29 protein-coding genes are annotated in these 24,929 nt (G+C 49.9%); 26 read left to right on the top strand and 3 right to left on the bottom strand.

What is annotated here, in order from left to right:
• Nucleotides 1-21: 21 nt before the first annotated feature.
• The 3 genes from M3650_RS16945 (at nucleotide 22) to M3650_RS16955 (ending at nucleotide 3,700) form a co-directional block, all read left to right on the top strand.
• Nucleotides 22-1,098 (top strand): M24 family metallopeptidase, encoded by a 1,077-nt coding sequence (locus M3650_RS16945; RefSeq protein ID WP_251576505.1) that lies wholly within the window; start codon nucleotides 22-24, stop codon nucleotides 1,096-1,098.
• 124 nt (nucleotides 1,099-1,222) lie between these two features.
• The gene (gene efp / locus M3650_RS16950) at nucleotides 1,223-1,780 is read left to right on the top strand and encodes an elongation factor P (protein WP_019422935.1); all 558 of its coding nucleotides are present in this window, start codon (nucleotides 1,223-1,225) and stop codon (nucleotides 1,778-1,780) included.
• Nucleotides 1,781-2,446: 666 nt separating this feature from the next.
• Nucleotides 2,447-3,700 carry an aspartate kinase gene (locus M3650_RS16955; protein ID WP_251576507.1) on the top strand — a complete coding sequence of 418 codons (1,254 nt, stop codon included), beginning with the start codon at nucleotides 2,447-2,449 and terminating at the stop codon, nucleotides 3,698-3,700.
• A 29-nt stretch (nucleotides 3,701-3,729) separates the two neighbouring features.
• On the opposite strand, the gene M3650_RS16960 is transcribed toward M3650_RS16955, so the two are convergent.
• The 3 genes from M3650_RS16960 to comA all read right to left on the bottom strand — a co-directional run bounded on the left by M3650_RS16960 (nucleotide 3,730) and on the right by comA (nucleotide 5,910).
• Nucleotides 3,730-4,191, bottom strand: a complete 462-nt coding sequence (locus tag M3650_RS16960; RefSeq protein ID WP_019422933.1) for a DUF441 domain-containing protein — start codon at nucleotides 4,189-4,191, stop codon at nucleotides 3,730-3,732.
• Between the two features lie 113 nt (nucleotides 4,192-4,304).
• Nucleotides 4,305-5,027 (bottom strand): 2-phosphosulfolactate phosphatase, encoded by a 723-nt coding sequence (locus M3650_RS16965; protein ID WP_019422932.1) that lies wholly within the window; start codon nucleotides 5,025-5,027, stop codon nucleotides 4,305-4,307.
• Between the two features lie 61 nt (nucleotides 5,028-5,088).
• Nucleotides 5,089-5,910, bottom strand: coding sequence for a phosphosulfolactate synthase (comA, locus tag M3650_RS16970; protein WP_233699191.1), 822 nt, complete (start codon nucleotides 5,908-5,910; stop codon nucleotides 5,089-5,091).
• Between the two features lie 268 nt (nucleotides 5,911-6,178).
• Here comA and M3650_RS16975 point away from each other — a divergent pair, with 268 nt between their 5' ends.
• The 23 genes from M3650_RS16975 (at nucleotide 6,179) to M3650_RS17085 (ending at nucleotide 24,893) form a co-directional block, all read left to right on the top strand.
• Nucleotides 6,179-6,448: a YqhV family protein gene (locus tag M3650_RS16975; protein ID WP_019422930.1), complete on the top strand. Its 270-nt coding sequence runs from the start codon at nucleotides 6,179-6,181 to the stop codon at nucleotides 6,446-6,448.
• A 163-nt stretch (nucleotides 6,449-6,611) separates the two neighbouring features.
• Nucleotides 6,612-7,619, top strand: coding sequence for a stage III sporulation protein AA (gene spoIIIAA / locus M3650_RS16980; protein WP_019422929.1), 1,008 nt, complete (start codon nucleotides 6,612-6,614; stop codon nucleotides 7,617-7,619).
• Nucleotides 7,588-8,136, top strand: coding sequence for a stage III sporulation protein SpoIIIAB (gene spoIIIAB / locus M3650_RS16985; protein ID WP_251576509.1), 549 nt, complete (start codon nucleotides 7,588-7,590; stop codon nucleotides 8,134-8,136). The genes spoIIIAA and spoIIIAB overlap by 32 nt, the downstream gene beginning before the upstream one ends.
• Before the next feature lie 11 nt (nucleotides 8,137-8,147).
• Nucleotides 8,148-8,351, top strand: coding sequence for a stage III sporulation protein AC (gene spoIIIAC, locus M3650_RS16990; RefSeq protein ID WP_019422927.1), 204 nt, complete (start codon nucleotides 8,148-8,150; stop codon nucleotides 8,349-8,351).
• Between the two features lie 53 nt (nucleotides 8,352-8,404).
• The gene (spoIIIAD, locus tag M3650_RS16995; protein ID WP_251576511.1) at nucleotides 8,405-8,794 is read left to right on the top strand and encodes a stage III sporulation protein AD; all 390 of its coding nucleotides are present in this window, start codon (nucleotides 8,405-8,407) and stop codon (nucleotides 8,792-8,794) included.
• 13 nt (nucleotides 8,795-8,807) lie between these two features.
• Nucleotides 8,808-10,058 (top strand): stage III sporulation protein AE, encoded by a 1,251-nt coding sequence (spoIIIAE, locus tag M3650_RS17000; protein ID WP_251576513.1) that lies wholly within the window; start codon nucleotides 8,808-8,810, stop codon nucleotides 10,056-10,058.
• Nucleotides 10,059-10,091: 33 nt separating this feature from the next.
• Nucleotides 10,092-10,910 carry a stage III sporulation protein AF gene (gene spoIIIAF, locus M3650_RS17005; RefSeq protein ID WP_251576515.1) on the top strand — a complete coding sequence of 273 codons (819 nt, stop codon included), beginning with the start codon at nucleotides 10,092-10,094 and terminating at the stop codon, nucleotides 10,908-10,910.
• Between the two features lie 206 nt (nucleotides 10,911-11,116).
• Entirely contained in the window at nucleotides 11,117-11,782 is a 666-nt protein-coding gene (gene spoIIIAG / locus M3650_RS17010) for a stage III sporulation protein AG (RefSeq protein WP_251576517.1), read from the top strand.
• Between the two features lie 46 nt (nucleotides 11,783-11,828).
• On the top strand, nucleotides 11,829-12,641 hold the full coding sequence (locus tag M3650_RS17015; protein ID WP_251576519.1) for a SpoIIIAH-like family protein: 813 nt from the start codon (nucleotides 11,829-11,831) through the stop codon (nucleotides 12,639-12,641).
• Nucleotides 12,642-12,781: 140 nt separating this feature from the next.
• Complete coding sequence (gene accB, locus M3650_RS17020) at nucleotides 12,782-13,264, top strand: acetyl-CoA carboxylase biotin carboxyl carrier protein (protein WP_251576521.1); 483 nt, start codon at nucleotides 12,782-12,784, stop codon at nucleotides 13,262-13,264.
• Between the two features lie 48 nt (nucleotides 13,265-13,312).
• Entirely contained in the window at nucleotides 13,313-14,656 is a 1,344-nt protein-coding gene (gene accC / locus M3650_RS17025) for an acetyl-CoA carboxylase biotin carboxylase subunit (protein WP_251576523.1), read from the top strand.
• Between the two features lie 99 nt (nucleotides 14,657-14,755).
• Nucleotides 14,756-15,166, top strand: a complete 411-nt coding sequence (locus M3650_RS17030; protein WP_233699184.1) for an Asp23/Gls24 family envelope stress response protein — start codon at nucleotides 14,756-14,758, stop codon at nucleotides 15,164-15,166.
• Nucleotides 15,167-15,236: 70 nt separating this feature from the next.
• Nucleotides 15,237-15,776, top strand: coding sequence for an alkaline shock response membrane anchor protein AmaP (gene amaP, locus M3650_RS17035; protein ID WP_019422918.1), 540 nt, complete (start codon nucleotides 15,237-15,239; stop codon nucleotides 15,774-15,776).
• A 14-nt stretch (nucleotides 15,777-15,790) separates the two neighbouring features.
• Nucleotides 15,791-16,021 carry a DUF2273 domain-containing protein gene (locus M3650_RS17040; RefSeq protein WP_019422917.1) on the top strand — a complete coding sequence of 77 codons (231 nt, stop codon included), beginning with the start codon at nucleotides 15,791-15,793 and terminating at the stop codon, nucleotides 16,019-16,021.
• Between the two features lie 159 nt (nucleotides 16,022-16,180).
• Nucleotides 16,181-16,663, top strand: coding sequence for a transcription antitermination factor NusB (gene nusB / locus M3650_RS17045; protein ID WP_019422916.1), 483 nt, complete (start codon nucleotides 16,181-16,183; stop codon nucleotides 16,661-16,663).
• Nucleotides 16,664-16,732: 69 nt separating this feature from the next.
• The gene (gene folD, locus M3650_RS17050) at nucleotides 16,733-17,590 is read left to right on the top strand and encodes a bifunctional methylenetetrahydrofolate dehydrogenase/methenyltetrahydrofolate cyclohydrolase FolD (protein ID WP_251576525.1); all 858 of its coding nucleotides are present in this window, start codon (nucleotides 16,733-16,735) and stop codon (nucleotides 17,588-17,590) included.
• Between the two features lie 31 nt (nucleotides 17,591-17,621).
• Entirely contained in the window at nucleotides 17,622-18,977 is a 1,356-nt protein-coding gene (xseA, locus tag M3650_RS17055; RefSeq protein ID WP_311295095.1) for an exodeoxyribonuclease VII large subunit, read from the top strand.
• A gap of 29 nt (nucleotides 18,978-19,006) precedes the next feature.
• Nucleotides 19,007-19,249 carry an exodeoxyribonuclease VII small subunit gene (gene xseB / locus M3650_RS17060; RefSeq protein WP_251576527.1) on the top strand — a complete coding sequence of 81 codons (243 nt, stop codon included), beginning with the start codon at nucleotides 19,007-19,009 and terminating at the stop codon, nucleotides 19,247-19,249.
• Nucleotides 19,250-19,280: 31 nt separating this feature from the next.
• A complete protein-coding gene (locus M3650_RS17065) occupies nucleotides 19,281-20,156 on the top strand; it encodes a polyprenyl synthetase family protein (protein ID WP_285848508.1) in 876 nt (291 codons plus the stop codon).
• 763 nt (nucleotides 20,157-20,919) lie between these two features.
• Nucleotides 20,920-21,546, top strand: coding sequence for a hypothetical protein (locus M3650_RS17070; RefSeq protein ID WP_251576529.1), 627 nt, complete (start codon nucleotides 20,920-20,922; stop codon nucleotides 21,544-21,546).
• Nucleotides 21,527-23,425, top strand: coding sequence for a 1-deoxy-D-xylulose-5-phosphate synthase (gene dxs, locus M3650_RS17075; RefSeq protein WP_019422910.1), 1,899 nt, complete (start codon nucleotides 21,527-21,529; stop codon nucleotides 23,423-23,425). Before M3650_RS17070 ends, dxs begins: the two co-directional genes overlap by 20 nt.
• 45 nt (nucleotides 23,426-23,470) lie before the next feature.
• Nucleotides 23,471-24,301: a TlyA family RNA methyltransferase gene (locus M3650_RS17080; RefSeq protein ID WP_251576532.1), complete on the top strand. Its 831-nt coding sequence runs from the start codon at nucleotides 23,471-23,473 to the stop codon at nucleotides 24,299-24,301.
• Nucleotides 24,302-24,437: 136 nt separating this feature from the next.
• A complete protein-coding gene (locus M3650_RS17085) occupies nucleotides 24,438-24,893 on the top strand; it encodes a DNA-binding protein (RefSeq protein ID WP_251576534.1) in 456 nt (151 codons plus the stop codon).
• Nucleotides 24,894-24,929: the final 36 nt, after the last annotated feature.

The following is a 24,929-nucleotide window of genomic DNA, read 5'->3' on the forward strand; positions in this document are numbered from 1 at the left end:
GCGTCAGGAGATGATGAGAAGATGAGCCAACCACGATTGACTCGATTAAGACATGCAATGGAAACGAAAGGCTTGGAAGCTATGTTCATCGCGAGCGCGGTGAATCGAAGCTACTTGTCCGGATTTACAGGCTCGGCTGGTTACGTCGTCATTACGAAAGACCGCGCCGTGTTCATGACCGATTTCCGTTATACGACGCAAGCCTCCGAGCAAGCGAAGGAATTCGAGGTTGTTGAACATGCGCTTCGGATGACGGATACGCTGAAGCAGCTTCTGTCGGAAATGAATATTAAGCGGCTCGGCTTCGAGCAGGATCATATGACTTATTCGACTTATACTTCTTATCAGGAGCAATTGAAGCCTGTGGAACTCGTGCCAGTCAGCGGTATTATCGAAGAGCTGCGTATGATTAAGGATGCCGATGAACTGGCTGTCATGCGAGAAGCAGCGCAGCTTGCAGATAAGACGTTCAGTCACATCCTGAACTTCATCAAGCCGGGTGTGAGTGAGAAGGAATTAGCGTTGGAGATGGAATTCTTCATGCGCAAAAACGGCGCGACATCGAGCTCCTTCGACACCATTGTCGCTTCCGGCGAGCGTTCCGCCTTGCCGCACGGCGTGGCAAGCGACCGCATCATTCAAGGCAATGAATTCATCAAATTCGACTTTGGTGCGCTGTATAAAGGGTACTGCTCTGATCTGACCCGCACCGTCGTGCTCGGGACACCGAGCGACAAGCATAACGAGATTTACAGTATCGTGCTTGAAGCGCAGCTGAAGGCGCTAGAGCACATCCGCCCGGGAATGACGGGCCGCGAAGCTGATGCTCTCGCGCGCGATGTTATCAAGGGATATGGTTACGGAGACAATTTCGGTCACAGTCTGGGACATGGCTTGGGCATGGAAATTCATGAGTTTCCAAGAGTGGCTCATACTAGCGATCAGGTGTTAACTCCCGGTATGACCGTAACGGTGGAACCTGGCATTTACTTGCCTGGATTCGGCGGGGTGCGAATCGAAGACGATATCGTCATCACGGACAACGGGATTGAAATAATAACACAATCCACGAAACAACTGCTCGTATTAGACATGTAATGACCGATTCGGCAGTGCGGGTTCGGCATGGCCTTACGCAGGCAATGGATGAACCCGCTTCTTGACGGTTCTCGGCGTCATAATGGATAATCGGGGTTGCCATGCATGTAGGAGGGAATTTACAGTGATATCAGTTAACGATTTTAAGACAGGCTTGACAGTGGTAGTAGACGGTGACATCTTCTCCGTCGTAGACTTCCAGCATGTAAAGCCAGGTAAAGGCGCAGCGTTTGTACGCTCCAAATTGCGTAACTTGCGCAACGGAAACGTAGTTGAGAAGACGTTCCGTGCGGGAGAAACGATCGGACGCGCGCAAATCGATAATCGCGAAGTGCAATATTTGTACAACAGCGGTGACGAATATACGTTTATGGATAACGAATCTTATGACCAATTCTCCTTGACCAAGGAGCAATTGGAATGGGAAATTAATTTCTTGAAAGACAACATGATCGTTAACATTGTTAGCTATCAAGGCGAAATTTTAGGTATTAACTTACCAAATAGCGTTGAACTGCAAGTTACCGAGACTGAACCTGGCGTAAAAGGGAACACGGCTCAGGGCGCGACGAAGAATGCGACTGTGGAAACTGGATTGAACGTCCAAGTGCCGCTCTTCATTAACGAAGGCGACGTTCTCTTGATCGATACGCGTGAAGGCAAATATATTTCACGCGCATAATGGAAGTGCACTAAGGCTATGAGTGTAATCGTGCTCATAGCTTTTTTTCTGTTTTGTGTAACATCAGGGTTCAGGAATAAACTTTAACGTGAAAGGGTATTATCTTTACGAAAAATGGTTAAAGGAAATTACTATCTCTTCATGAACCATCAACGCTACGTAAAGCTTGGATGCTACAAGCAATGCGAAAAAAGTAATGATTACATCCAGAAAGTACAGCTCCAATTTATATTGGATTTTGGCCGTCCAAGTAACCGGGTGCTGTTATTTAAAGTTTGAAACTTATAAAAAACCTCCTTAAAATTAATATTCACAAGAAGTCAACACAAAACTAGTTCTGTCAAGATCTATCTATACAGTATAAGCGTAGCGTAGAAAGGAATATATTTCAAATTTTTAAGGAGTAATTTCTAAACAGAATCCATTTTAGGTAACGGAAATGTGAGCAGCCTAAAGTGATTTCGTGAATGCTTTTTAGGGCAGTCTGAACTCGCCAAACGACATGTTATCTCATTGCTTGGAGCCACTCTCCCCGCAGGTCAGAATCCGAACATGCCAGACCATGCAGATTTTCATATATTTTTTCCACCATACGAATAAAAACATGCTATAATATGCAATTAAATGAAAGCATCATACAGTTTACATGGGTGGGAGTGAGTCAGCGTGGCACTATACGTCATGAAATTCGGGGGCAGTTCTGTCGGAGATCTCGAACGGTTGAAGCGGGTTGCCAAACGAATCATTGAAAAAAAAGAACAAGGCCACCAATGCGTCGTCGTCGTCTCCGCGATGGGGGATACGACGGACGAATTAATCGATCAATCCAGGAATTTGAATGAGAATCCGCCTGCGCGCGAGATGGACATGCTTCTCACGACAGGGGAACAAATATCTGTCGCCCTTCTATCCATAGCCATCCATCAACAAGGTCATGATGCAGTATCGATGACGGGATGGCAGGCAGGCTTCCGCACAGATGAAACGCACGGCAAAGCCCGCATTCAGGATATTCAGCCTGAACGAGTGAAGAACGCATTGCATGACGGGCAAATTGTAATTGTAGCCGGATTTCAAGGCATGACGAACAGCGGTGAGATTACGACCTTGGGCCGTGGAGGCTCAGACACGACGGCCATCGCCCTAGCTGCAGCCATCGAAGCGGATGTCTGTGAGATTTATACGGACGTGGACGGAATCTATTCGACAGATCCTCGTATCGTACGATGTGCCCGCAAATTAAAAGAGATTTCCTATGATGAGATGCTGGAGTTGGCTCATTTAGGCGCGGCAGTTCTGCATCCGCGGGCGGTTGAGTATGCGAAGCACAACAACGTATGCATCGTTGTTCGCTCAAGCTTCAACCATAATGAAGGGACCTATGTGAAGGAGGAAGCGATTATGGAACAAGGCGTCGTCGTCAGCGGCATCGCTTATGATAAGAACGTAGCACGAATTAGTGTACTCGGCGTTGCTGATCTGCCGGGTGTGTTGGCGAACATGTTCGGAGCGCTCGCAGATGCGCATATTGATGTCGATATTATCGTGCAGAGCGGTGTGCAAGATGGTGAGGCAGACTTCTCCTTTACGACGGATCTTCATGACTGTGAACGCGCGATTGCCGTGCTTGAACAGATTCGAGCAGAGGTTCCGTATCGGGAAGTTACGTCCGAAGTTGATTTGGTGAAGATTTCTATCGTTGGGGCGGGCATGGTCAGTCATCCAGGTGTTGCAGCGAAGATGTTCAAAGTCATCTCCGAGACAGGGGTCAGCATCAAGATGGTCAGCACGTCCGAGATTAAAGTGTCCTGTGTGGTGTCTGCGGACAACATCCATGATATTATCCGCGCGCTCCACACAGCTTATGGCTTGGACACATTGGAGCAGGCATTCGTCGGCGGCCCGAAAGATCGACGCTAAGCAACGGTCAAGACGCAGCATTTCTCATATTAGAACTTGTCTATAATCCACCTGCTGATTTGCAGTAATAATGCGGTAATACCGGCTGCCATTAACGGTCCGACCGGTATGCCGCGCAACATGACGATCCCGATGATTGAACCGGCGACAAGCCCAACAATCATTTGCGGATCGTTTTTTAATAGATCCAGTCCTCTGCCATTCATCGATGTTGCAATCGCACCACCAGCTAGCGCCAAGAGGCCGGGCCAGGAGGTAAGCGTCTGCAATAAGTCTTGCGTGCTGATCCGTTCAGCGGCAAAGGGAACGAGGACTGCAATGGTCAAAAACAGCAACCCGAATTCCAGACCGCGCCGTTCAATAGTCGGCAGGAATCGTTCCAAATGGACAAGTTTAATAATTAACAAAATACAAGCGGCCGTCGTAATAATAGGGGACCTGCTCACCAACCCGACAATAATAAGTGTTAGCAATACGAACTCGCCATTCATAAAATATGCTCCTCAGAAGAGAGTTGTTCCGCAGAAAAGGTGCTGTTATTTAAACTTATGAACAAGCCCTCTCACTTTAGAACAGGAAAGAATGTGCGCCTCTGCCCCAATGCTTATAGATTGAATGGCTTCATGATGTTGTTCTCTAGGATGGGCACAAGCGGATTCACATTGACCTGTGCGCAATAATCGACATCTTTGGCGTAGCCGAGCTTGGATAGTCGTTTACCGCCGGAAGAGCTCATTAATGCCTGAACCATATTGTTTTCATGGAAACGATAGGCGCTATACATCATAGAGCCGTAATCGTTCGTGACTATTTCCTGCACGTTTTCCCCACAACGATACAACTCAGCTAGGATTAACCCGGCACAAAGACCGTCTTCGAAAGCAAAGGTATCCTGTGTACCTGCGCAGAGCAGGGCAATATCTTTGCGAAGCTTATAGGCGGCGTTAGCGCATGCGGCAGCATTGATCATTGCGCCTGCCAACACGTGATCGGCTTTCATCGCTTTCTGGATGGCACGGGTTCCGTTCGAGGTCGTCAAGACGATACGTTTCCCATTATAATCGTTCACCATGTACTCGAAAGGAGAATTGCCGGTGTCAAATCCGGTAATCTTCTTGGAGTAACGCTCACCGCCAAGCACATCACCGGTTTGAACGGTCTGCTTAGCCTGACTGACCGTCTCTACGGGGATGACGCCGGATGCACCGTGGGACAATGCCGTAACAATGGTGCTTGTCGCCCGTAGAACGTCGATGACGATGACGGTGCGATGCGTAAGATCAATGGCTCGAGCTTCATTTACGCTTGCAATGACATCGACTTGCAACCATCACCACCTCCTCCGTAATTATTAATTTTTTTCGTTCTGAATTTTCGTTCTGAAATGGTTAATTTGTACCTCGCAGCACATCGGGCTGATTCATCGTATCGGAACGAAGGCCGCGACGCAGCGCCTCGCACGCGATAATCTCCTGCGGGGCGATATTGCCAATATTGGCGCGGAGTCCGGCCGTGTGAAGAATGGCTACCTGCTGATCTTTACGCGGCGCCTCCCACATCAACCGTTCCGGTGTGTGAACGGCTTCAATGATTCGGGTCACGAGAGCGGTGTCACAGCTGCCGCTGTCATCATATACGCCCACCCCGATACCAGATTCTCTTCCTTCGAGCGTCATCCACGCGGAACCGTGCGCGATATCTTCTGTGAAGGTTTCCAGCAAGTCATCCAAGTGAAATGATGATACGGAATCTTTTTTTCCGTACTCCGTACACACATGAAACCCTAGCTCACGTGCCCGCCCGATCAATGTGTTGCGCACTTGGCGCGGCAGCGTAATCGTCCCATCTGACACTTCCACACCTGTGAATCCTGTTTCTCCCATCATATGAAAAAAATCTTTGACAATGCCTTTTGCGATCGCGATCTCCAGAAATGTTCCGCCGGGCATGACCGTAATTCCGTATCGCTTGGCAGCGTTCAGCTTGGCGGTAAGCAGGCGATGAGGGATAACAGCTGAGGTGCCGAAGCCCAGCTTGATTATATCGATATGCTCATGGGCCAGTTCAAGCATATCCGTAAATTCGCCTAGCCCCAGCCCTTTGTCCATAACCATCGTTAATCCTGACGTTCTCGGCTTGCGTTCACGTTCTCCGCTCGGATCGCATAAGGCACTTGGCCAGGCTTCGATTTGATTGTCCGTCAAGCTCATGTTCACAATCTCCTTCATGTCAGCAGGATAGTCGAATCATGGAAGCAATATATGCGGTTCGCCCCTGACAGGTGCCTAGTTCAACCATGTGAAGTCCGTATTTGACGGAATAGAGCAATGTGAAAAGTGTGATGAACACGCTGGAGGATGCTCTAAAACGGCATGGGCAAGCATAGAATGGTTTCAGCATAGAGAGGACAGGCAGCGGGACGAAGTAACTTATGCGGCTTCAGGGCTGCGCATGTGATCCGGAAGGAGGGAATGAACCGTGTCGATTGATAAATTTGTCGCAAGTATGGCCGGGCTGAGAGTGATGTCAGGATGTTTGGAAATAACGGCAGCGATCATTATGCTGAGGCTTAACCAACCGGAGCGGGCACTGGCGGTGAATTCGCTGCTTGCTTTGGTTGGGCCGATGGTATTAATCGCGACGACGACGATCGGACTAATTGGTATGGCGGACAAGCTCAACTGGAACAAAATAGCGTGGATCGTCGTTGGGGTAACTTGTCTGCTTATCGGCATTCTCAAGAAATAGACATATAGATAGTGCGGCTTGTTGCATAAATGAGGGACAAGAACCATACATATGTTGATACGAGCAGCGACACAGTCAATGTCGAAGCAGAGGCAGCCTTACACGCAGAAAACGTGTGCCTCCTCACACAGCGTTGCAGCGTGTCTGCATGGGGGGAACAGATATGAATACTCTGAGTTGGTCAGCAGTGCTGCCTCCGGAACTGAAATCCGTCCTGATGCGTCTGCCTGCACGGATGCTCGCCGAACTGGAAGAGATTCGTATACGGGAAAGACGGCCGCTTGAAATCGGCGTGATGGGAGACTTCTATTTAGTGACCCCGCTCGGCACGGTGACGGAGGACCCCGATGCGGCCTATCGTCCAAGCCGTGAGGACGGTCATCAATTACTCGATTTCATTACGAATCATTCGCTATATACGATGGAAGAGGAGCTGCGCCGCGGGTTCGTGACCATCCCGGGAGGGCATCGCATCGGCTTGGCGGGACGGACCGTGTTAACACAGGGCAGTGTCAGTCATTTACGAGAGATTACAGGATTTAATATTCGAATAGCAAGAGAAGTGCGAGGAATTGCCGACTCCATTATGCCGATGATGCTTGATTTCAGACATCAGACCGTGTATCACACGTTGATTGTCTCTCCACCGCAGCATGGGAAGACGACGATGCTCCGCGATATTGCGCGTGCAGTTGGCACGGGGGCATGGAATCATCCTGAAGCAAGATGGAAAGCGTTGAAGGTGGGCATCGTCGATGAGCGTTCGGAGATTGCCGGGTGCATCAAAGGCGTACCAAGCTATGATTTAGGCTACCGGACCGATGTCATGGACGGCTGTCCGAAGGCGGAAGGAATGATGATGTTCATTCGCTCCATGTCTCCTGATGTGCTCATCGTCGACGAATTCGGGCGGGACGAGGACTTGCATGCGATGCGCGAAGCGATGCATGCGGGCGTAAGGCTGATTGCCTCGGCTCACGGAGCGGATATAGACGATCTGATAAAGCGTCCAAGCATTCAGCAGTTGATGGACGAAGGGGCATTTGGCCGCATCGTCGTACTGAAGCGTTCCAAGCGCGAATGGCAGCGGAAAGTGTACGACGAGAAGCGCAGGGCACTGCAGGGGCAGGATAGCCAAGGTGTCAAGAAGGGAGGGGGCACCGATCGTTAAATTTATTGGAGCGGCGCTTCTCATCGCCTCGGCCTCCAGCATCGGCTGGTTGAAGGCGGCGCAATACGCGGCGCGTCCGAAGCAGCTGCGCTTGCTCAATCATGCGCTTCAACGACTGGAGACGGCGATTGTGTACGGTCATACGCCGCTCTCGACCGCGTTTACTGACATCAGCAGGCAAATGCCTTCTCCGCTTCAACTTATCTTTTCGGAGGCCGCTCAAGCGATGAATGGTGCCGATGGTCCTCCATTGACTGCCCGGGAAGCTTGGGAACACGCGTGGCGGCGTAATGGAAGGAAGACGGCGCTTGCCAAGGACGACATACGAATTTTGAACGAGCTCGGCTACAGCTTAGGTGTAAGCGATCGCGAGGATCAGAGAAAGCACATTCGGCATGCCGTCAAGCAGTTGGAGCAGGAGGAAAGCACGGCCAGGGAAGAACATCAACGGTACGGTACGATGTGCCGCAGTCTGGGCGTATTAAGCGGATTGTTAGCTGTTATTTTGATGTATTGAGGTGCCAGGGGATGAGTGTGGATGTTAGCGCCATTTTCCAAATTGCCGGAATCGGCATCATCATTGCGATGATTCATACCGTGCTGAAGCAAATGGGAAAAGAAGATATGGCCCATTGGGTGACGGTAATCGGCTTTGTCGTGGTCTTATTCATGGTCGTCCGCTTGCTGGATCACCTTTTTCAAGAGATTAAGACCATCTTCTTGTTTCAATGATAATGCGTGATCAAAAGTGGGTCTAAATTGGATTCTGCTCGGCAGGTGATTTCATGGAAATCATTCAAGTGGTAGGTCTCGGGCTGCTCGCAACGATTCTGGTACTCGTCGTGAAAGAGCAGAAACCGATGTTTGCTTTTTTAATATCTGCCTTTGCGGGGATATTAATCTTTCTCTTCCTCATCGGGAAGATAGAAACCGTCATTCATGTGCTTGAGGACTTAGCGGAGCGCTCAGGAATTCAACCCATCTATTTAAAGACGATTTTGAAAATAATCGGGATTGCTTACATCGCGGAATTCGGGGCCCAAGTCGTGCGCGATGCTGGACAAGAAGGTATCGCTTCAAAGATTGAGCTTGCAGGGAAAGTGCTTATCATGGTTCTGGCCATCCCGATTATTAGTGTCATTATCGAAACGGTGATGAGATTGCTTCCGGCGTAAGGATGGAGAGCGAATGGATCGAAGCCAATTGAAAAGGTCGCTGACTAAGTCGAATAGGCTCAAGTGGACGTGGATCGCCATGATGTGCTGTTTCCTGTTCGCCTTTATCGATGTTGGATTTGCCGCTCCAGACGAGCTGTCCCATAAGGAAAAGCCTGCTTCTTCCGTAGCGACGAAAGCCTGGGTGGAGCAGCAAGCCAATCGGCTGCAGATGGGGGAAGTTGAGCGCTATTGGAATGATTTGCTGACCCAATATGGCGGCTTTTTTCCGAAGGATGCCATGCCCAGCTTCGTGGACATCCTGCTTCCCGGCGGGGAGAAGCTTACAATAGGCAATGTGCTGAGAGCGATTAGCATGTTCTTGATGCAGGAAGTGGTCATGAACGGCAAGCTCATCGTGACGATCGTTATATTAGCTGTATTCAGCATGGTGTTGGAGACGTTGCAGACCGCGTTTGAACGAAATGCGGTCAGTAAAATCGCCTACGCCATCTCATACATGGTCATTATTATATTGGCGATCAATAGCTTCCACATCGCGATTGGCTACGCGAAGGATGCGATTTCGAGCATGATTCACTTCATGATGGCGATGGTGCCGCTCCTATTCACGCTGCTTGCTTCAATGGGCAATGTGGTTACGGTCTCCGTCATGCATCCGCTCATCGTCTTCATGGTGCACATTATCGGCACGCTGATTTATGCGGGGGTGTTTCCGCTGCTATTTTTTTCAGCGGTTCTTCATATCGTCAGTGCGTTATCGGACAAGTATAAGGTGACGCAGCTTGCCAATTTGCTGCGCAATATTAGCGTAGGGCTGCTAGGTGTGCTGCTTACCATTTTTTTGGGCGTGATCTCCGTGCAAGGTGTTACGAGCTCGATAACGGACGGTGTCACGATCCGAACAGCAAAGTACATTACAGGCAACTTCGTGCCCGTCGTGGGACGCGCATTCTCTGACGCGACGGATACGGTCATCTCGGCATCGCTGCTGGTTAAGAATGCAGTCGGCTTGACAGGGGTCATCATTTTATTGTTCTTATGCGCTTTTCCAGCCATCAAAATTTTAACGCTGGCGCTTATTTACAACGTATCCTCCGCCGTCATGCAGCCGCTCGGCGACAGTCCTGTCGTCGGATGTCTCAAGACAGTCGGCAAGAGCATGATCTACGTGTTTGCCGCTATGGCAGCTGTGGGCTTAATGTTCTTTCTCGCCATTACGATACTGTTAACCGCAGGCAACGTCACGGTCATGATGAGATAGCGTTGTCAAGCATGTGGGGAAGGAGCTCGTGGCATGAGCTGGTTAGGTCAATGGCTGAAAGAAATAATAATGATCATTCTACTGGCGACATTTATCGACTTGCTGCTGCCGAATCGCACGATGCAGCGTTATGTCAAGCTCATGCTGAGCCTAATTATATTACTTACGCTGCTGTCTCCCGTGCTGAAGCTGTTCGATGCGAAAGTAACGGATGAATTAGCCGAACAGTGGAATACGATGTTATCTTCCGGCACGCAAGCTGCAGGGAATGAACGGTCAAGCTTAGCAAATATTCAACAGCAAGGGGAGCAGCTGGCGCGGGAACGGCAGGCAGATGCGCTACGTCTAGCCGCTCTGGAAATTGAATCCCGCATGAAAGAACAGCTCAGTGTGGCCCTCAGGTCATCGGATAAATCGGGTTCGGAGTCCGATTCTCAACAAGCGTTGCATGCGGAAGTAGCGGATATTGACGTAACGCTGTCCCGCGATGTCAAGCAGGGGCAGCCTGTTATCGAACGGATAACGGTCATTATGAAAGAGGTTGCTGAAGTTCCTGTTTCATCGTCTGCACCTTCCGCCCGTGAGCGTCAGGAAAGTGTGTCTCCATTGCCTATTGAAGCGATTGAAGACGTTCAAAATGTTGAAAAGGTACACGTCGATACAACACAACGCAGTGACTCCGGCAGCTCTCCGACAACGCAAAGATCGACGGCTGCGCCTGCCTCGACATCTATCATAAAAAAACAAGTCAGCGCTGGGATAGAGACACAAGCCATCAGGGCGTTAACGGCTTCCTGGCTCGTCTCTCCTGAGCAAATATCGATTCAGTGGACGGAAACGAACAAATACTAATCTTTTTCGAGAAATGCTTCCGATATCGTTTTCTTGCGAAAACTTGTACTTTTCAGTGCTGAAAAGTGACCTTTTTGAACACGTACTAAAGGTACTAATTTTTAAAAAACGATCGTAAATCGGTCATAAAAACAAAAGAAACGCGTATAGGTGAAAATAGGACAAGTGAGAGCAAGTCCATTCTACGCAAAAGGCGGTCGATAGCGTTGGCGAAATGGTTGCAGCAGGTCGAAAAGTGGATCGGCAAGGGCGCAAACGGTTCGAAGCGCGTACGAACGTTCCGCTGGCTGCTCATTCTCGGTCTCGTAGGTGCGGCACTCCTCTTGTACGGATCGTTTCAACCGTTTGACAGCAGCAATGGGGGGCTTTCAGGCAAAAAAAATACGAGCAGGGAGCCTCCGGCAGTCGGTGCGTTCGAAACGGTAGATGGGAAGGATTCAGCTGCAGCAGCTTCTACGATTGCATTCGAATCCGTTGAAAGATCGTTTGAATCACGTGTCAAGAGCATCTTGGAAGAAATTGTAGGCGTCGGACAAGTAGATGTGCTTGTCACAATTGATTCGACCGAAGAGATCATCGTTCAACGCAATTACAAAGACAATCAGCAGCAGACGAACGAAACTGATGCAAACGGAGGCAAACGCAACGTCACCAATTATACGCGCGATGGTGAAATTGTTATGTACCAGGATTCAGGCAATCAGACTCCGATTGTAACGAAGCGCATCAAGCCGAAAGTGCGCGGAGTCGTCGTCGTCGCCAAAGGGGCAGAGAATGCGGTGGTGAAGCAGATGATTGTCGATGCCGTGGAAAAAGGATTGAATGTGCCAGCGTACCGCATATCGGTCGTCCCACGCAAAATCGCCGAGTAGCAAAGAATAGGCAGAACGCGAGAATGGAGAAGGAGGAAGTATAACGATGAACACAAAAAGACAAACGATATGGCTGGTTTCGATGCTGAGCTTAATGGTGGTGCTGTCCGCATACTACTTGTTTACGGAAGATACGCCATCACCGCTGCAGGAGACAGCGGATAACGTCCGAATGGGAGAACAGCTCAAGGGGGATGCGACCGAGGTAAGTCAACTGCCGGAAATTCAAGTGACTCCGGTATCCACTGGTGATGAGGCTGAATCGAAGGCCACAGGGAATGCCGCGGAAGGAAGCGCCATGACCGGTGAGGGAGCGGGAACGAATGGTGCGGCGACGACACAGACCGATGCCGGCAAGGCTAAGGATGACCAAGCGGGAGCGGCTGCAACCCCTCAGGATACGGATGCGAAGACGGATGCTGAAGATGGCGCGGCATCCGCAGGCAACGCAAAGACGGGAGACAAGGAACAGGCCATCCTCGATCAGATTGAGGCCGAAGGCGTTATGAAACGCAGCATGATCGAAGAGAAGCAAATGCAGCGCAATGAGCAGTATCAGCAAGATATGGAGCGGCTCATGGCGATGATTAACGACTCTAATACGACCGGAGACAAGTGGTCCCAAGCCTATGAGGAAATGAACGTGTTGGACGAGCGTGAAACGAAGATTACGAACCTGGAATCCGAATTGCAGAAGGAATACGATAACGCCGTCATTACGCAAGATAACGATAGATACAAAGTTGTCGTACAAAGCGACAAGATGGAAGTGAAAGAAGCGGTCGACATTATCGACAAGCTGATGAAAGAGTTGAACGTGACTCAAGATAAGGTAAGCGTGCAATATGTATCGGAGTAACGCTTGCAATAGGAACAAGCCCAGTTCAAAACTGGGCTCTTTCCATTTGATGCGTTTGTGATATAATACATACGTCTGTAGATTGTCCGCTTTGAAACGAATCTACCTTTTATACATATTGTCACGAGGAGTGAAAAGCGTTGTTCAAGATAAGCGAAATCAAAGAGTTGATAAAGCTGTTGGACCAGACTTCTGTGCATGAACTGGAAATCGAGAACGAAGGCTACCGTCTATCTATTCGTAAGCCAGGCAAAGCCGAAGTTATTAGCGTCCAACCTGCACCTGCACAGCATACATATCCTGTCGTATCGGTTGCTCCTCAGCAACCTGCTGCAGAGAAGCCTGCGGAAGCGTCCGCTGCCCAGGCGGCAGATCAGGCGGGACTGCACAAGATCGTATCGCCGATGGTAGGCACGTTCTATAGTGCGCCGTCTCCGGAAGCTCCGTCTTTCGTTAACACAGGGGATAAGATCAATGAGAAATCGGTTGTATGCATATTGGAAGCGATGAAGTTGATGAATGAGCTTGAAGCCGAAGTCAAAGGTGAAATCGTTGAAGTGCTTGTAGAGAACGGGCAATTAGTCGAATTCGGCCAGACTTTATTCTTGGTGAAGCCGGAATGACGGGGGATCCCCATTCCGAATCAGATGCCAAGCCAAGGAGGTCTTAGGATGAAGTTTCAGAAGATTCTTATTGCTAACCGTGGTGAAATCGCTGTTCGTATCATTCGCGCTTGCCGAGAGCTCGGGATTGCAACCGTAGCTGTATATTCTGAAGCAGACCGTGATGCTCTGCACGTACGATTGGCTGATGAAGCGTATTGTATCGGACCGACATCATCCAAAGAGAGTTATTTGAATTTCACCAATATTATGAGTGTTGCTACGTTGACCGAATGTGATGCCGTGCATCCGGGTTACGGATTTCTAGCGGAGAACGCTGATTTTGCGGATATTTGCGAATCGTGCGGCATTACGTTTATCGGACCGTCTTCCGATGCCATTGAGCGTATGGGGGACAAAGCGGTTGCGAAGCAGACGATGAAGGATGCGGGGGTTCCGGTTATCCCCGGTTCTAACGGTCTGGTGGAAGATATGGATGAAGCGTTAATGATCGCTCGTGACATCGGCTATCCCATCATCATCAAGGCGACAGCCGGTGGGGGCGGTAAAGGGATTCGAATTGCCGAGAATGAAGACTCGCTCGTGAAGCAAATGAATACGGCTCAACAAGAAGCGGAAAGAGCATTCGGAAACGCCGGAGTTTATCTCGAGAAACTTTTGACGGGGATGAAACACGTTGAAATCCAGATTATTGCGGACAAACACGGTCATGCTGTTCACTTAGGTGAACGTGACTGCTCCATTCAGCGGCGCCGTCAGAAGCTGATCGAAGAAGCGCCTTGTTCTATTTTAACGCCGGATATTCGTGAGCGTATGGGGGAGGCTGCCGTGCGTGCGGCTCTAGCCGTTGATTATTCTGGAGCAGGGACGTTGGAATTTTTGCTGGGACCGGACGGTCAATTTTACTTCATGGAAATGAATACACGGATTCAAGTTGAGCATCCGGTCACGGAAATGATTACGGGAATCGATCTGATTAAAGAAATGATCCTCGTAGCTCAAGGCGAACCTTTATCCTTCCGTCAAGAGAATGTTCAGATTGATGGTTGGGCGATAGAATGCCGTGTGAACGCAGAAGATCCGGCACGCAACTTTATGCCGTCAGCTGGACAGATTCATTTCTATCTGCCTCCAGGGGGCTTCGGAGTGCGGGTGGATAGCGCTGCATATCCGGGATATGTTATTTCGCCTCACTACGATTCCATGATAGCGAAGCTTATCGTGTGGGCGCCAACGCGGGAAGAAGCGATTGAGCGCATGAAGCGGGCGTTATCCGAGTTCGCCATCGAGGGCATCCATACGACGATTCCGTTCCATATGCGTCTCTTGCAGCATCCGAATTTCGTACAAGGTGATTTTGACATCAAGTTTTTGGAAGAGCATGAGGTATAGCATTGAGTCGTTTGTCATAGAAATGGACAAATGATATAGTTAGAATAATAACGGACAAGAATCGCCTCAAGGCATAAAATAATGGGGAGTGTGTGACGGATGAATCAGACGATCGTTCCGGATTTTGAGCGTACGGACCTAGGTAATATTCAAATTGCGCCAGAAGTCATAACTGTCATTGCAGGACTTGCTACAATTGAAGTAGAGGGTGTTGCTGGTATGAGCGGCGGCTTTGCAGGCGATATCGCCGAGCTGCTGGGTCGCAAGAACCTGTCTAAAGGTGTAAAGGTTGAGGTCGGGCAGCGCGAAGCGGCTGTGGACGTAAATATTATCGTTGTATATGGTCACCGCATTCCGACCGTGGCTGATGAGATTCAACAGAATGTCAAGCGTTCCATCGAGACAATGACGGGTCTCCATGTCGTGGAAGTGAATGTGCATGTTCACGATGTGCACTTCAAGACGCAGGAGAAGCTGGAGGAAGTTGATAATCCAATACGAGTGAAGTAAATATGATAAGTTAAACCCCCTCCTGGTGGCAGGGGGTTTACTGCCATTCAACAAGGAGGCACGGGCTAACGTGAGCAGAATTGTGGACAGGCTTTTGTTGTTTGTGTATAGTTTTGTCATCGGTGCCATCTCGGTAGCGGCCATATTGGCGGCATTGGGGTTAATGGGCAGACCGATTGACTTTACAGAACCGTTCTTGATTCAGACGACCGTTATTGCGACGGCCGCCGTTTTATTTTTACTGAGCGTGCGTTTTTTCTACGTATCCATTCGCCGCGAGCGTGCATCCCTGCCGTCGATCGATCAGCGTACAGATATCGGCGATATTAAGATTTCTTTGGAAACTATAGAAAATGTAGCTCTCAAAGCGGCAGCTCGCGTAAGAGGCGTTAAGGATTTGAAGGCTCGCATCCGTACAAATGAAGCGGGACTCGATATTATGATCCGCACCGTCGTCGATGGAGAAACGGCGATCCCCAGCATGACGGAGGAAGTGCAGTGCCAAGTTCGAGATTATGTTCAAGAGATTACAGGGATTCCGGTCTCATACGTATCGGTATATGTCGCGAATATCGTACAGACGCAAACCTTCAAAGCGCGCGTTGAATAGGTGGTGAGCTTTCCATGTGGAAAGAGATTTGGGAGAGTCACGGGGGACGCATCATCGGCATCGCGGCAGGTATCTTTTTTGGCATGCTGTATTTGATGGTCGGCTTTTGGGATATGCTCTTCTTTGCGCTGCTTGTATTCATCGGATACAATGTAGGCAGACAGAAAGACTTACATTTGGGCCCCATGTTCCCGTGGCAACGTATCGGTTCATGGTTGTCTGAACGTTGGAGAAGGTTGAAGTAGTCCTATGGACGCTCCGAACGACTGCCTTGATCGCCGGTGATGACCGACGGAAGACAATCGGAGCGGGCATAGGATTTTTTTAAATGAATCAGTTCGTCACTTTTAGTAAATAAGGAAGCTATAGGGTTGCCGGACGCTTTATACGCAGGAGGATAAATAATGAAAAGACGCATCGCCAGAGAGATGGCTATTCAGAGCTTATATCAGCTTGAAATGACGGAGGTAACCCCGGAACAAGCGGTTGCCATGATCGTCACGGAATCGAACCAAGACAATGAAATCGGCGTTAAGCCCGAGCATGCTGAGGCTATGCATAAGCATGTTCTAGAATGGGTTCATGCTACTTGGAAGCAGCGCGAAGAAATCGATATGATTTTGGCGCATTACTTAAAAAATTGGCAAATGGACCGGCTATCGCGTGTCGACAGACAAATTCTGCGTCTTGCTTGCTATGAAATGAAGTTCCGTGATGACGTTCCTCCGAAGGTGGCAATTAACGAAGCCATCAATTTGGCGAAGCACTTCGGCACGGATGAATCAGGCAAGTTCGTTAACGGCGTGCTCGGTCAACTGATGCGGGATAGCGAACGCTCGCAAGTATCCGCAGAAGCCGACACCGAAGAGGCCGAGATCGAAGAATAGAGAGCTGGCATCGGATTGGTTAGATCAGTGATGACGACATCAGTGGATTCATGAATGGGGGAGTAGACGATGACAGCATCTGTATTGGATGGTAAAGCTTTATCTCGCACGATTCGCGAAGAGGTTAAACAGGAAACCGCACGATTGCAGGAACTTGGAATTCAGCCAGGACTGGCCGTTGTGCTCGTTGGTGAAGATCCGGCTTCGCAAGTGTATGTCAACAGTAAGCATAAGGCATGCCTCGAGCTTGGATTTTATTCCGAGGTGCATCGTCTGCCGAATGATACGACACAAGAGCAGTTGCTAGGTCTTGTGGATCAACTGAATCAACAGGGGACCATTCACGGCATCCTCGTTCAGCTCCCTCTGCCGAAGCATATTGACGAAAAGGCCGTAATTGATGCCATTTCCGTGAAAAAAGATGTCGATGGGTTCCATCCGATCAGCGTCGGCAACATGGTAATCGGCGATGAGTCGTTGTTGCCATGCACGCCAGCAGGCATAATGGAAATGCTGAAACGCAATCGCATCCCAATCGAAGGAAAGCATGCCGTCGTCATCGGACGGAGCAACATTGTCGGAAAGCCGATCTCGCTCTTGCTGCAAAGAGAGAACGCTACCGTCACAATGTGCCATTCCCGTACGAATAACATGCGTGAGCTTACACGCATGGCCGACATATTGGTTGTCGCTATCGGTAAAGCTCATTTCGTAGATCGCTCGTTCATTAAGCCGGGTGCCGTCGTCATCGATGTAGGCATGAACCGGTTGGAGAACGGTAAGTTAGTGGGCGATGTAAACTTCGATGATGTGGTGGAGGAATGCAGTTGGATAACACCGGTGCCTGGCGGGGTCGGCCCGATGACGATTACGATGCTGATGGTGAATACACTGAAGGCAGCGAAACGGGTTCATCAGATTCAGTAACAGGAGCGGGTACAGAAAGGAGGCAAAAGTCGTGTCCTCAGAAACGCGAATACTGTCCATTAAGGATGTAAACCGATATATCCGTATGAAATTGGAAGGGGACGCCATGCTGCAGGATGTATGGCTGCGCGGCGAAATATCGAACTTCACGCACCATTCCAGCGGTCATATGTATTTCACGTTGAAGGATGCAGATAGCCGCATTCGAACGATTATGTTTGCCTCCCATAATCAGAAGCTTGCTTTTCGTCCTAAGGAAGGGACTCGAGTGATTGCGCGCGGATATGTAACGGTATACGAACGGGACGGTCAATACCAGTTCTACGCGCAGCACATGCAGCCCGACGGCATCGGAAGTTTGTACATGGCATATGAGCAGCTTAAGGAACGGCTGCAAGTGGAAGGATTGTTCGAAGAGGAACGGAAGCGTGCGCTACCGCGATTCCCCAAGGCGATTGGTGTCATTACGTCACCTACGGGTGCGGCAGTCCGCGATATTATGATTACGCTGAAGCGAAGACAGCCCGGAATGTCTGTGCTGCTCTATCCCGTACTTGTGCAGGGGACCCAAGCAGCCGCATCGATCGCTGCGGCGATTGAAGCGATGAATCGCCATCAAGAGGCGGACGTGCTTATCATTGGCCGCGGGGGCGGCTCACTGGAAGAACTGTGGGCTTTTAACGAAGAGATCGTGGCGCGTGCCATAGCCGGGTCTTCCATTCCGGTCATTTCGGCAGTGGGACACGAGACAGACTTTACGATTGCGGACTTTGTGGCCGATCTGCGCGCGCCGACACCGACGGCTGCTGCGGAGCTTGCCGTCATCCACCATGAGGAGCTGAGCAAGCACCTGCTCCATATGCAGCAGCGGCTGCAGCACGGGATGAACCGTCTGCTGAACCGCAATCAAGAGCGGTTGATGCGCGCACAGCAATCCTCCATGTTGAGAAGACCGGAGCAGTTGACCTTGAAGCAGGCAGATCGCTTGGAGCGACTGACCGAACAACTGCACTATCGGTCCATGCTGCACATCGGCAAAGCGGAAGAACGCTGGAAGGAACTGCGCGGCCGTCTGCGTGAGCAGACCCCAGTCCATCAGATTCGCACGGCTCGGCAGCGGCTGACGAATGCTGAGCGGCAGTTGCAAGGTACGATGGCGGCTCAGATGAGACAGCATCAGATGGTGCTTGGCGGCCATATGCGCCAGCTTGACGCGCTTAGCCCGCTCAAGATCATGTCACGCGGCTACAGCCTCGTGTACGACGAACAGGAATCCAAAATTATACGCACCATTGCAGACGTTCAGCTTGGAGATGTGGTCAATGTGAAATTAAGCGACGGCCAATTGAATTGTCAAGTATGGTCTATGAAAGGAGAGCGTGAATAACTCCCATGGCAAAGAGCGAAGTCGAAATAATGGAAGAACTGAATTTCGAAGCGGCGATGGAAAAACTGGAACTGATTGTCTCGCAGTTAGAGGGTGGTGACGCTCCCCTTGAGCAAGCCATCGATCTATTTCAAGAAGGAATGCGCTTATCCAAGTTCTGCTCCGAGAAGCTTCAGCAAGTGGAGCGCAAGATCGAAATGCTGACTGAACAGAACGGCGAATTGAAACGACAGCCGTTCAGCCCTGAAGAAGAGGGTGGTGTCATTGATTAATCCTCATCCCGCCGGATCGTTCACCTCTTACTTGAAAGATCGAGTGACTAGGCTGGAACAATTGCTTCCGGCCATGCTGCCTTCCAACTGGTATGTGCCCGATCCGTTGAGACAAGCAATGCACTATTCACTAATGGCGGGTGGAAAGCGCCTTCGGCCTGTGTGCGTATTGCTGGCTTGCGAAAGCTTGAATGGAAGAGCTGTGGCTGCAGAGCCCGTTGCCTGCGCCGTCGAGATGATTCACACCTATTCGCTCGTTCATGATGACTTGCCTGCGTTGGACAATGACGATTACCGGCGCGGCAAACCGACGAACCATAAAGTATATGGCGAAGCTATGGCCATCTTGGCAGGTGATGGATTGCTAACGCACGCGTTCCATACGATCGTGCAGAGCTCCCGCCAATTCGGTGTTCCTGCAGAGGTCGCGCTCGCTATCGTGGAAGAATTGGCGGAATATGCCGGCATGAGAGGCATGGTCGGTGGACAAGCAGCCGATATGCTGGGCGAACAAGGGATTACGACGATCGAACAGCTGGAATACATTCACTTGCATAAGACAGGTGATCTAATCGTATTCTCTCTACGCGCCGGGGGGCGGATTGCCGGAGCAAATGAAGCGCAGCTTCAAGCGTTGACGATATATGGAACAAAGCTCGGCTTAGCGTTCCAAATTCAAGACGATATATTGGATGTCGTCGGAGATGAAGCGATGCTTGGAAAAGCGAAAGGAAGCGATGAGAAGAGCGGCAAAGTGACCTATCCTTACTTTATCGGTCTTGAAGCTTCACAGCAAGAAGTGGAACGATTGACGCGGGAAGCGAAGCAGGCGATAAGTGATGCAGGCTTCCCGGCACCGGAACGTTTGTTCGAATTGGCTGACTATTTAATGAAGAGAAACCATTAAATGGCGCGTAAACCGATAAAAAATGTGATATAATAGGGCTTACGTAGAGTGGTGCAGTATTCTAGTCGGCCTCCCAACACTGAAGGCGGGCCTAAAAATTCGCCAAAGGGCACATCGATGAAGTTCCTGGTGTTGGCTTTCGACGCCCAGTCGGGGGCTGATGCTGGGAGTTAAGGTTGTGGGGCGATCCACAATGGCATGTGGGCGTTGACCCCGCTTCCGCGGAGGCCCAAGTGCGTGGTACGACGCCCTCGCGCGTCGCATTACGGCTTGGGGTATGAACCTACATTGCGAGTCGCACATATCATTTCCTCTTACTTAATGAAATGGTACTGTACGAACCCGGCTTGTTTGTAGCGTAGCCTGCCTTGAGTGAATCTGCAGGGATAGCGGATGTGTAGAAATGATGTCCTTCGGCCAAAGGCCATCATTTCGGATGCCGTTTGAAATCTGGTTTGCAAAAGAGGCTAAGGGTTGGTTCAGGGCTGCTCGAGGAAAACTCCTAGACTGTTCACGTGCGTGAGACTTCTTGGGGATTATAGTGTGGACTAAGTGGTAATTCAGTCTGACGATCGGCAACGACGTCAAGACGACCGTAAAGGGAAACTGCCTGTTCGGCGACGAATAGGTGGTCGTCTGGGAAAACCTACTGGACCTAAGCCACAGCGTTTACTTAAGAAGTTACCACTCCCAATATATTTTTACATCAGTTAATTTGTTATTTATAAAATGTAATCTCTTAAAGGATGGAACGACTAATATAATGAAATTCTCATTTAAACATTCCGTTAGATGGAGCGTCTTGATTTTCTTCATCACGTTTGCGCTTGCTGCCGTCTTCTCCGTCACATCGACTGCGATGCTGGAAGGAGTGGGCTGGAGCATTGGCATGGTGATCGTGCTCTTGCTCGTGCTTATCGGAGTGTTTTTTGATATGATGGGCTTAGCTGCAGCGGCAGCGAATGAAACGCCGTTCCACGCCATGGCATCAGAGAAGGTCCATGGTGCCAAGCAGGCGATTTCTATCGTGCGCAACGCAGACCGGTTCTCTAATTTCTGCAATGACGTCATTGGTGATATTACGGGGGTTATTAGCGGAGCGGCAACAGCCATCGTCGTAACGAATCTGCTGTATGCAATGGATGCGGACACGGCGCTGTTGAAGACGGTTACGAGCGTTGTCTTCACTGGTCTCGTTTCAGCGTTGACAGTGGGAGGCAAAGCATTGGGGAAATCATTTTCCATTTATTATGCAACACCAATTGTGCTGATTATTGGCAAATGCTTTTATGTTTTAGAAACGAAACTAAAAATTTCGCTCTTCAGTAAGAAACGCAGCAAATCGAAACAACGAAAGCGAGGGAAATCCCGTGCTGCTCGAACAGATTAACCAACCTAGCGATTTAAAGCGAATGACTAAAGAACAGTTAGTTCCATTGGCGGAGGAAATTCGTCAATTTCTGATCGAAAAATTATCTGCAACAGGCGGACATTTGGCTCCTAACTTGGGTGTTGTCGAGCTGACGCTTGTCCTGCATTATTTATATGACAGTCCCAAGGATAAAATGATATTCGACGTCGGTCATCAGGCTTATGTACATAAGATTTTGACTGGGCGCAAGGAGCGGTTTGATACACTGCGCCAATACAAAGGATTGTGCGGCTTCGTCAAACGTGCGGAGAGCGAGCACGATGTGTGGGAAGCGGGCCATAGCAGCACTTCCTTGTCAGCGGCGATGGGGATGGCATTGTCACGCGATTTCAAAGGAGAAGACAGCAAAGTGGTTGCCGTCATTGGAGATGGCGCGCTCACTGGCGGAATGGCTCTGGAAGCGCTCAACCATATAGGGCATGAACAGAAGAAATTAATGGTCGTCTTGAATGATAATGAAATGTCGATTGCGCCGAACGTCGGAGCTCTACATAATTACTTGAGCAAAATACGCTCTGACCGCAATTACAAAAAAGCGAAAGAAGAAGTGGAACAGCTTCTAAAGAAGATTCCAGCCATCGGAGGCAAGCTGGCCAAGACAGCGGAACGGATGAAGGACAGCCTCAAGTATCTCGTCGTTTCCGGTATGCTGTTCGAAGAATTCGGCTTGAAATATTTCGGACCGGTCGACGGTCACGATGTCGATAAGCTGATTGACATTTTCCAGCAAGCGGAGCGCGTGGATGGTCCGGTGCTCGTCCATGTCTTGACAACCAAAGGCAAGGGATACTCTCCTGCGGAAGCCGATTCGCACAAGTGGCACGGCATCTCGCCCTACAAGATTGAATCCGGTCAACCGTTGAAGGCGGTCGGCAATCCGATGTATACGGAAGTGTTCTCGAACGCCTTAATCGAACTGGCGCAGCAGGACGAGCGTATCGTCGCGGTAACGCCGGCGATGCCAGGCGGTTCGGGGTTGCTGAAGTTCGCTGAGACGTTTCCGGGCCGGATGATCGATGTCGGCATAGCGGAACAGCACGCGGCCACCATGTGCGCAGCGCTTGCAATGGAAGGGATGAAGCCGGTGTTCGCCGTCTATTCGACTTTCCTGCAGCGGGCGTACGACCAAGTCGTACATGACATTTGCCGTCAGCATGCCAACGTCGTATTCGCCATCGACCGCGCCGGATTTGTCGGGCCGGACGGCGAAACGCATCATGGTGTGTTCGATATTACATTCTTGCGTCATATCCCGAACATGGTGCTGATGATGCCGAAGGACGAGAACGAGCTGCGCCACATGCTCAAGACAGCGGTGGATTATGAAGCCGGGCCTATTGCAGTGCGTTACCCGCGCATCAACGGTGTTGGCGTGAAGCTGGATGAAGTGCTGACTCCCATACCGATCGGATCATGGGAAATCGTTCGCCAGGGCGATCATGCAGTTGTACTTGCCATCGGACCGATGGTGCAAGTGGCGGAAGAAGCGGCGGAGCAATTGCGGCGCGAAGGAATACAATTGCGTATCATTAATGCCCGTTTCATCAAGCCGCTGGATGAAGCAATGTTGATTCAGCTAGCCAAGGAACAAATCCCTCTTCTTGTCATGGAAGAAGGAGCCATAGCCGGTGGATTAGCGAGCGCGGTGATGGAATTTTATGCGGAGAATAATCTATTCGGAGTTAAAATCAAGCCGATAGGTGTTCCGGATTGCTTCGTCGAGCACGGAAGCATTAAAGAACAACGCCTGGAGGTTGGCTTGACGGCTGAACGTCTAGCGAAGGAAGTTCATACGATGTTGTTCGCACATGGGAACAATGTGATGACCCGGGCTTGACGGCGTGACGCCGTTACAGAGAGTGAAGTCAGACAGGAGCAAAGCATGTCTATACCTAAAGAACGGATTGATGTCCTGCTTGTTGAGCAGGGCTACTATGATAGTCGTGAAAAAGCAAAAAAGTCTATTATGGCTGGATTAGTCTATGCAAATGAAGAACGAATCGAGAAAGCGGGCATGAAGGTTCCGCGCGATGTCTCCATTAAGGTAAAAGGCGCGCTTCATCCTTATGTCAGCCGTGGCGGATTGAAGCTGGAGAAGGCGATACGCCACTTCGGCCTGTCCTTGGACAGCAGTGTCATGCTGGACATCGGAGCATCAACGGGAGGTTTTACGGATTGCGCTCTTCAAAATGGAGCGAGCCAAGTGTACGCCATCGATGTCGGTTACAATCAATTGGATTGGTCCTTACGGAATGACGAACGGGTTCATGTTATGGAACGGACCAATTTCCGCTATATGGAGCCAGAGCATCTCGAAGGTCCGCAACCGGACACGGCGACGATTGACGTGTCCTTTATCTCGCTTAAGTTAATTCTTCCGCCTTTGAAGCGGCTTCTTGCTGCTGGAGGACGTGTCATTGCTCTTATTAAGCCTCAGTTCGAGGCGGGACGGGATAAGGTTGGCAAATCGGGCGTCGTACGTGATCCGAGCACGCATGAGCAAGTGCTGCGAGACGTTCTGGATTTTGCGGCTTCCATCGGGTTTCATTTAGAAGGGTTGACTTACTCTCCAATTACCGGTGGCGAGGGAAATATTGAATTTTTAGCTTATTGGACTGTGCCTGAGCAGGCGAATGAACCGGAACCGCAAATATCCCGCGACGGAATTGCTGCTGTCGTCAAGGAAGCTAATTCCACATTTCGTACTTCATAAGGTATCCAGATAGGCTAAGCAGCAAAAGAAACTCATCCGGGACAGGCATCCGACGGATGAGTTTCTTTTGCTCTTCGATTCGCTGAATTACAGTAAGTTGCATATATCCTAATCCTAACCTGAGGTGAATGATCATATGGGCGATCTATGGGTGATGGGCATAATCGGAATTGGATTATTGCTTTGGATTGGTTTTGGACTGCGCCATTATGTGCGTACGCCTGAACCGCTGGAGGATGTAATATTAAGTGACCGATTCCCGCAAGACGAAGAAGTCATTGCTTTAATTGAAAGCAGCGGCTATGAAATCATTGGCGGTAAATTTTTCGTTCCGCTGCATTTTTGTCTCGATGGGGAAAATTTGGAGCCGACGCGACTTTGGGGGGATATGGTCGTCAAACGGGACGAACAATGGTATATTGTTCGTATCGCACGAGAACGGATGCAATTGGATTGGAGTGCGAGCGGGTTGCGCAAGCTATGGTCACCTTATTTTGCGGCTTATCCGGATTGTGCTGGGTTGCTTATTGTAGATTTATTGGAACGACGAGTACGTCTGTTGCGTATGGATTTTGGAGAAGCGCAATCTTGATAAGCAGTTTTTTATATTGATTTTCAATGGATATCT

It is taken from the genome of Paenibacillus sp. MER TA 81-3, assembly GCF_023713585.1.
Taxonomy (GTDB): domain Bacteria; phylum Bacillota; class Bacilli; order Paenibacillales; family Paenibacillaceae; genus Paenibacillus_B; species Paenibacillus_B profundus.

Excerpts from the sequence above, each read along its gene's own strand:
- M3650_RS17040 (WP_019422917.1), top strand. The coding sequence starts at position 15,791 with ATGTGGAAAGAGATTTGGGAGAGTCACGGGGGACGCATCATCGGCATC.
- spoIIIAD (WP_251576511.1), top strand. The coding sequence starts at position 8,405 with ATGGAAATCATTCAAGTGGTAGGTCTCGGGCTGCTCGCAACGATTCTG.
- M3650_RS17080 (WP_251576532.1), top strand. The coding sequence starts at position 23,471 with ATGTCTATACCTAAAGAACGGATTGATGTCCTGCTTGTTGAGCAGGGC.
- nusB (WP_019422916.1), top strand. The coding sequence starts at position 16,181 with ATGAAAAGACGCATCGCCAGAGAGATGGCTATTCAGAGCTTATATCAG.
- spoIIIAE (WP_251576513.1), top strand. The coding sequence starts at position 8,808 with ATGGATCGAAGCCAATTGAAAAGGTCGCTGACTAAGTCGAATAGGCTC.
- accC (WP_251576523.1), top strand. The coding sequence starts at position 13,313 with ATGAAGTTTCAGAAGATTCTTATTGCTAACCGTGGTGAAATCGCTGTT.
- folD (WP_251576525.1), top strand. The coding sequence starts at position 16,733 with ATGACAGCATCTGTATTGGATGGTAAAGCTTTATCTCGCACGATTCGC.
- spoIIIAF (WP_251576515.1), top strand. The coding sequence starts at position 10,092 with ATGAGCTGGTTAGGTCAATGGCTGAAAGAAATAATAATGATCATTCTA.
- M3650_RS16945 (WP_251576505.1), top strand. The coding sequence starts at position 22 with ATGAGCCAACCACGATTGACTCGATTAAGACATGCAATGGAAACGAAA.
- spoIIIAA (WP_019422929.1), top strand. The coding sequence starts at position 6,612 with ATGAATACTCTGAGTTGGTCAGCAGTGCTGCCTCCGGAACTGAAATCC.
- M3650_RS17070 (WP_251576529.1), top strand. The coding sequence starts at position 20,920 with ATGAAATTCTCATTTAAACATTCCGTTAGATGGAGCGTCTTGATTTTC.
- M3650_RS17015 (WP_251576519.1), top strand. The coding sequence starts at position 11,829 with ATGAACACAAAAAGACAAACGATATGGCTGGTTTCGATGCTGAGCTTA.
- M3650_RS17085 (WP_251576534.1), top strand. The coding sequence starts at position 24,438 with ATGGGCGATCTATGGGTGATGGGCATAATCGGAATTGGATTATTGCTT.
- M3650_RS17030 (WP_233699184.1), top strand. The coding sequence starts at position 14,756 with ATGAATCAGACGATCGTTCCGGATTTTGAGCGTACGGACCTAGGTAAT.
- xseB (WP_251576527.1), top strand. The coding sequence starts at position 19,007 with ATGGAAGAACTGAATTTCGAAGCGGCGATGGAAAAACTGGAACTGATT.
- spoIIIAC (WP_019422927.1), top strand. The coding sequence starts at position 8,148 with ATGAGTGTGGATGTTAGCGCCATTTTCCAAATTGCCGGAATCGGCATC.
- M3650_RS16960 (WP_019422933.1), bottom strand. The coding sequence starts at position 4,191 with ATGAATGGCGAGTTCGTATTGCTAACACTTATTATTGTCGGGTTGGTG.
- comA (WP_233699191.1), bottom strand. The coding sequence starts at position 5,910 with ATGAGCTTGACGGACAATCAAATCGAAGCCTGGCCAAGTGCCTTATGC.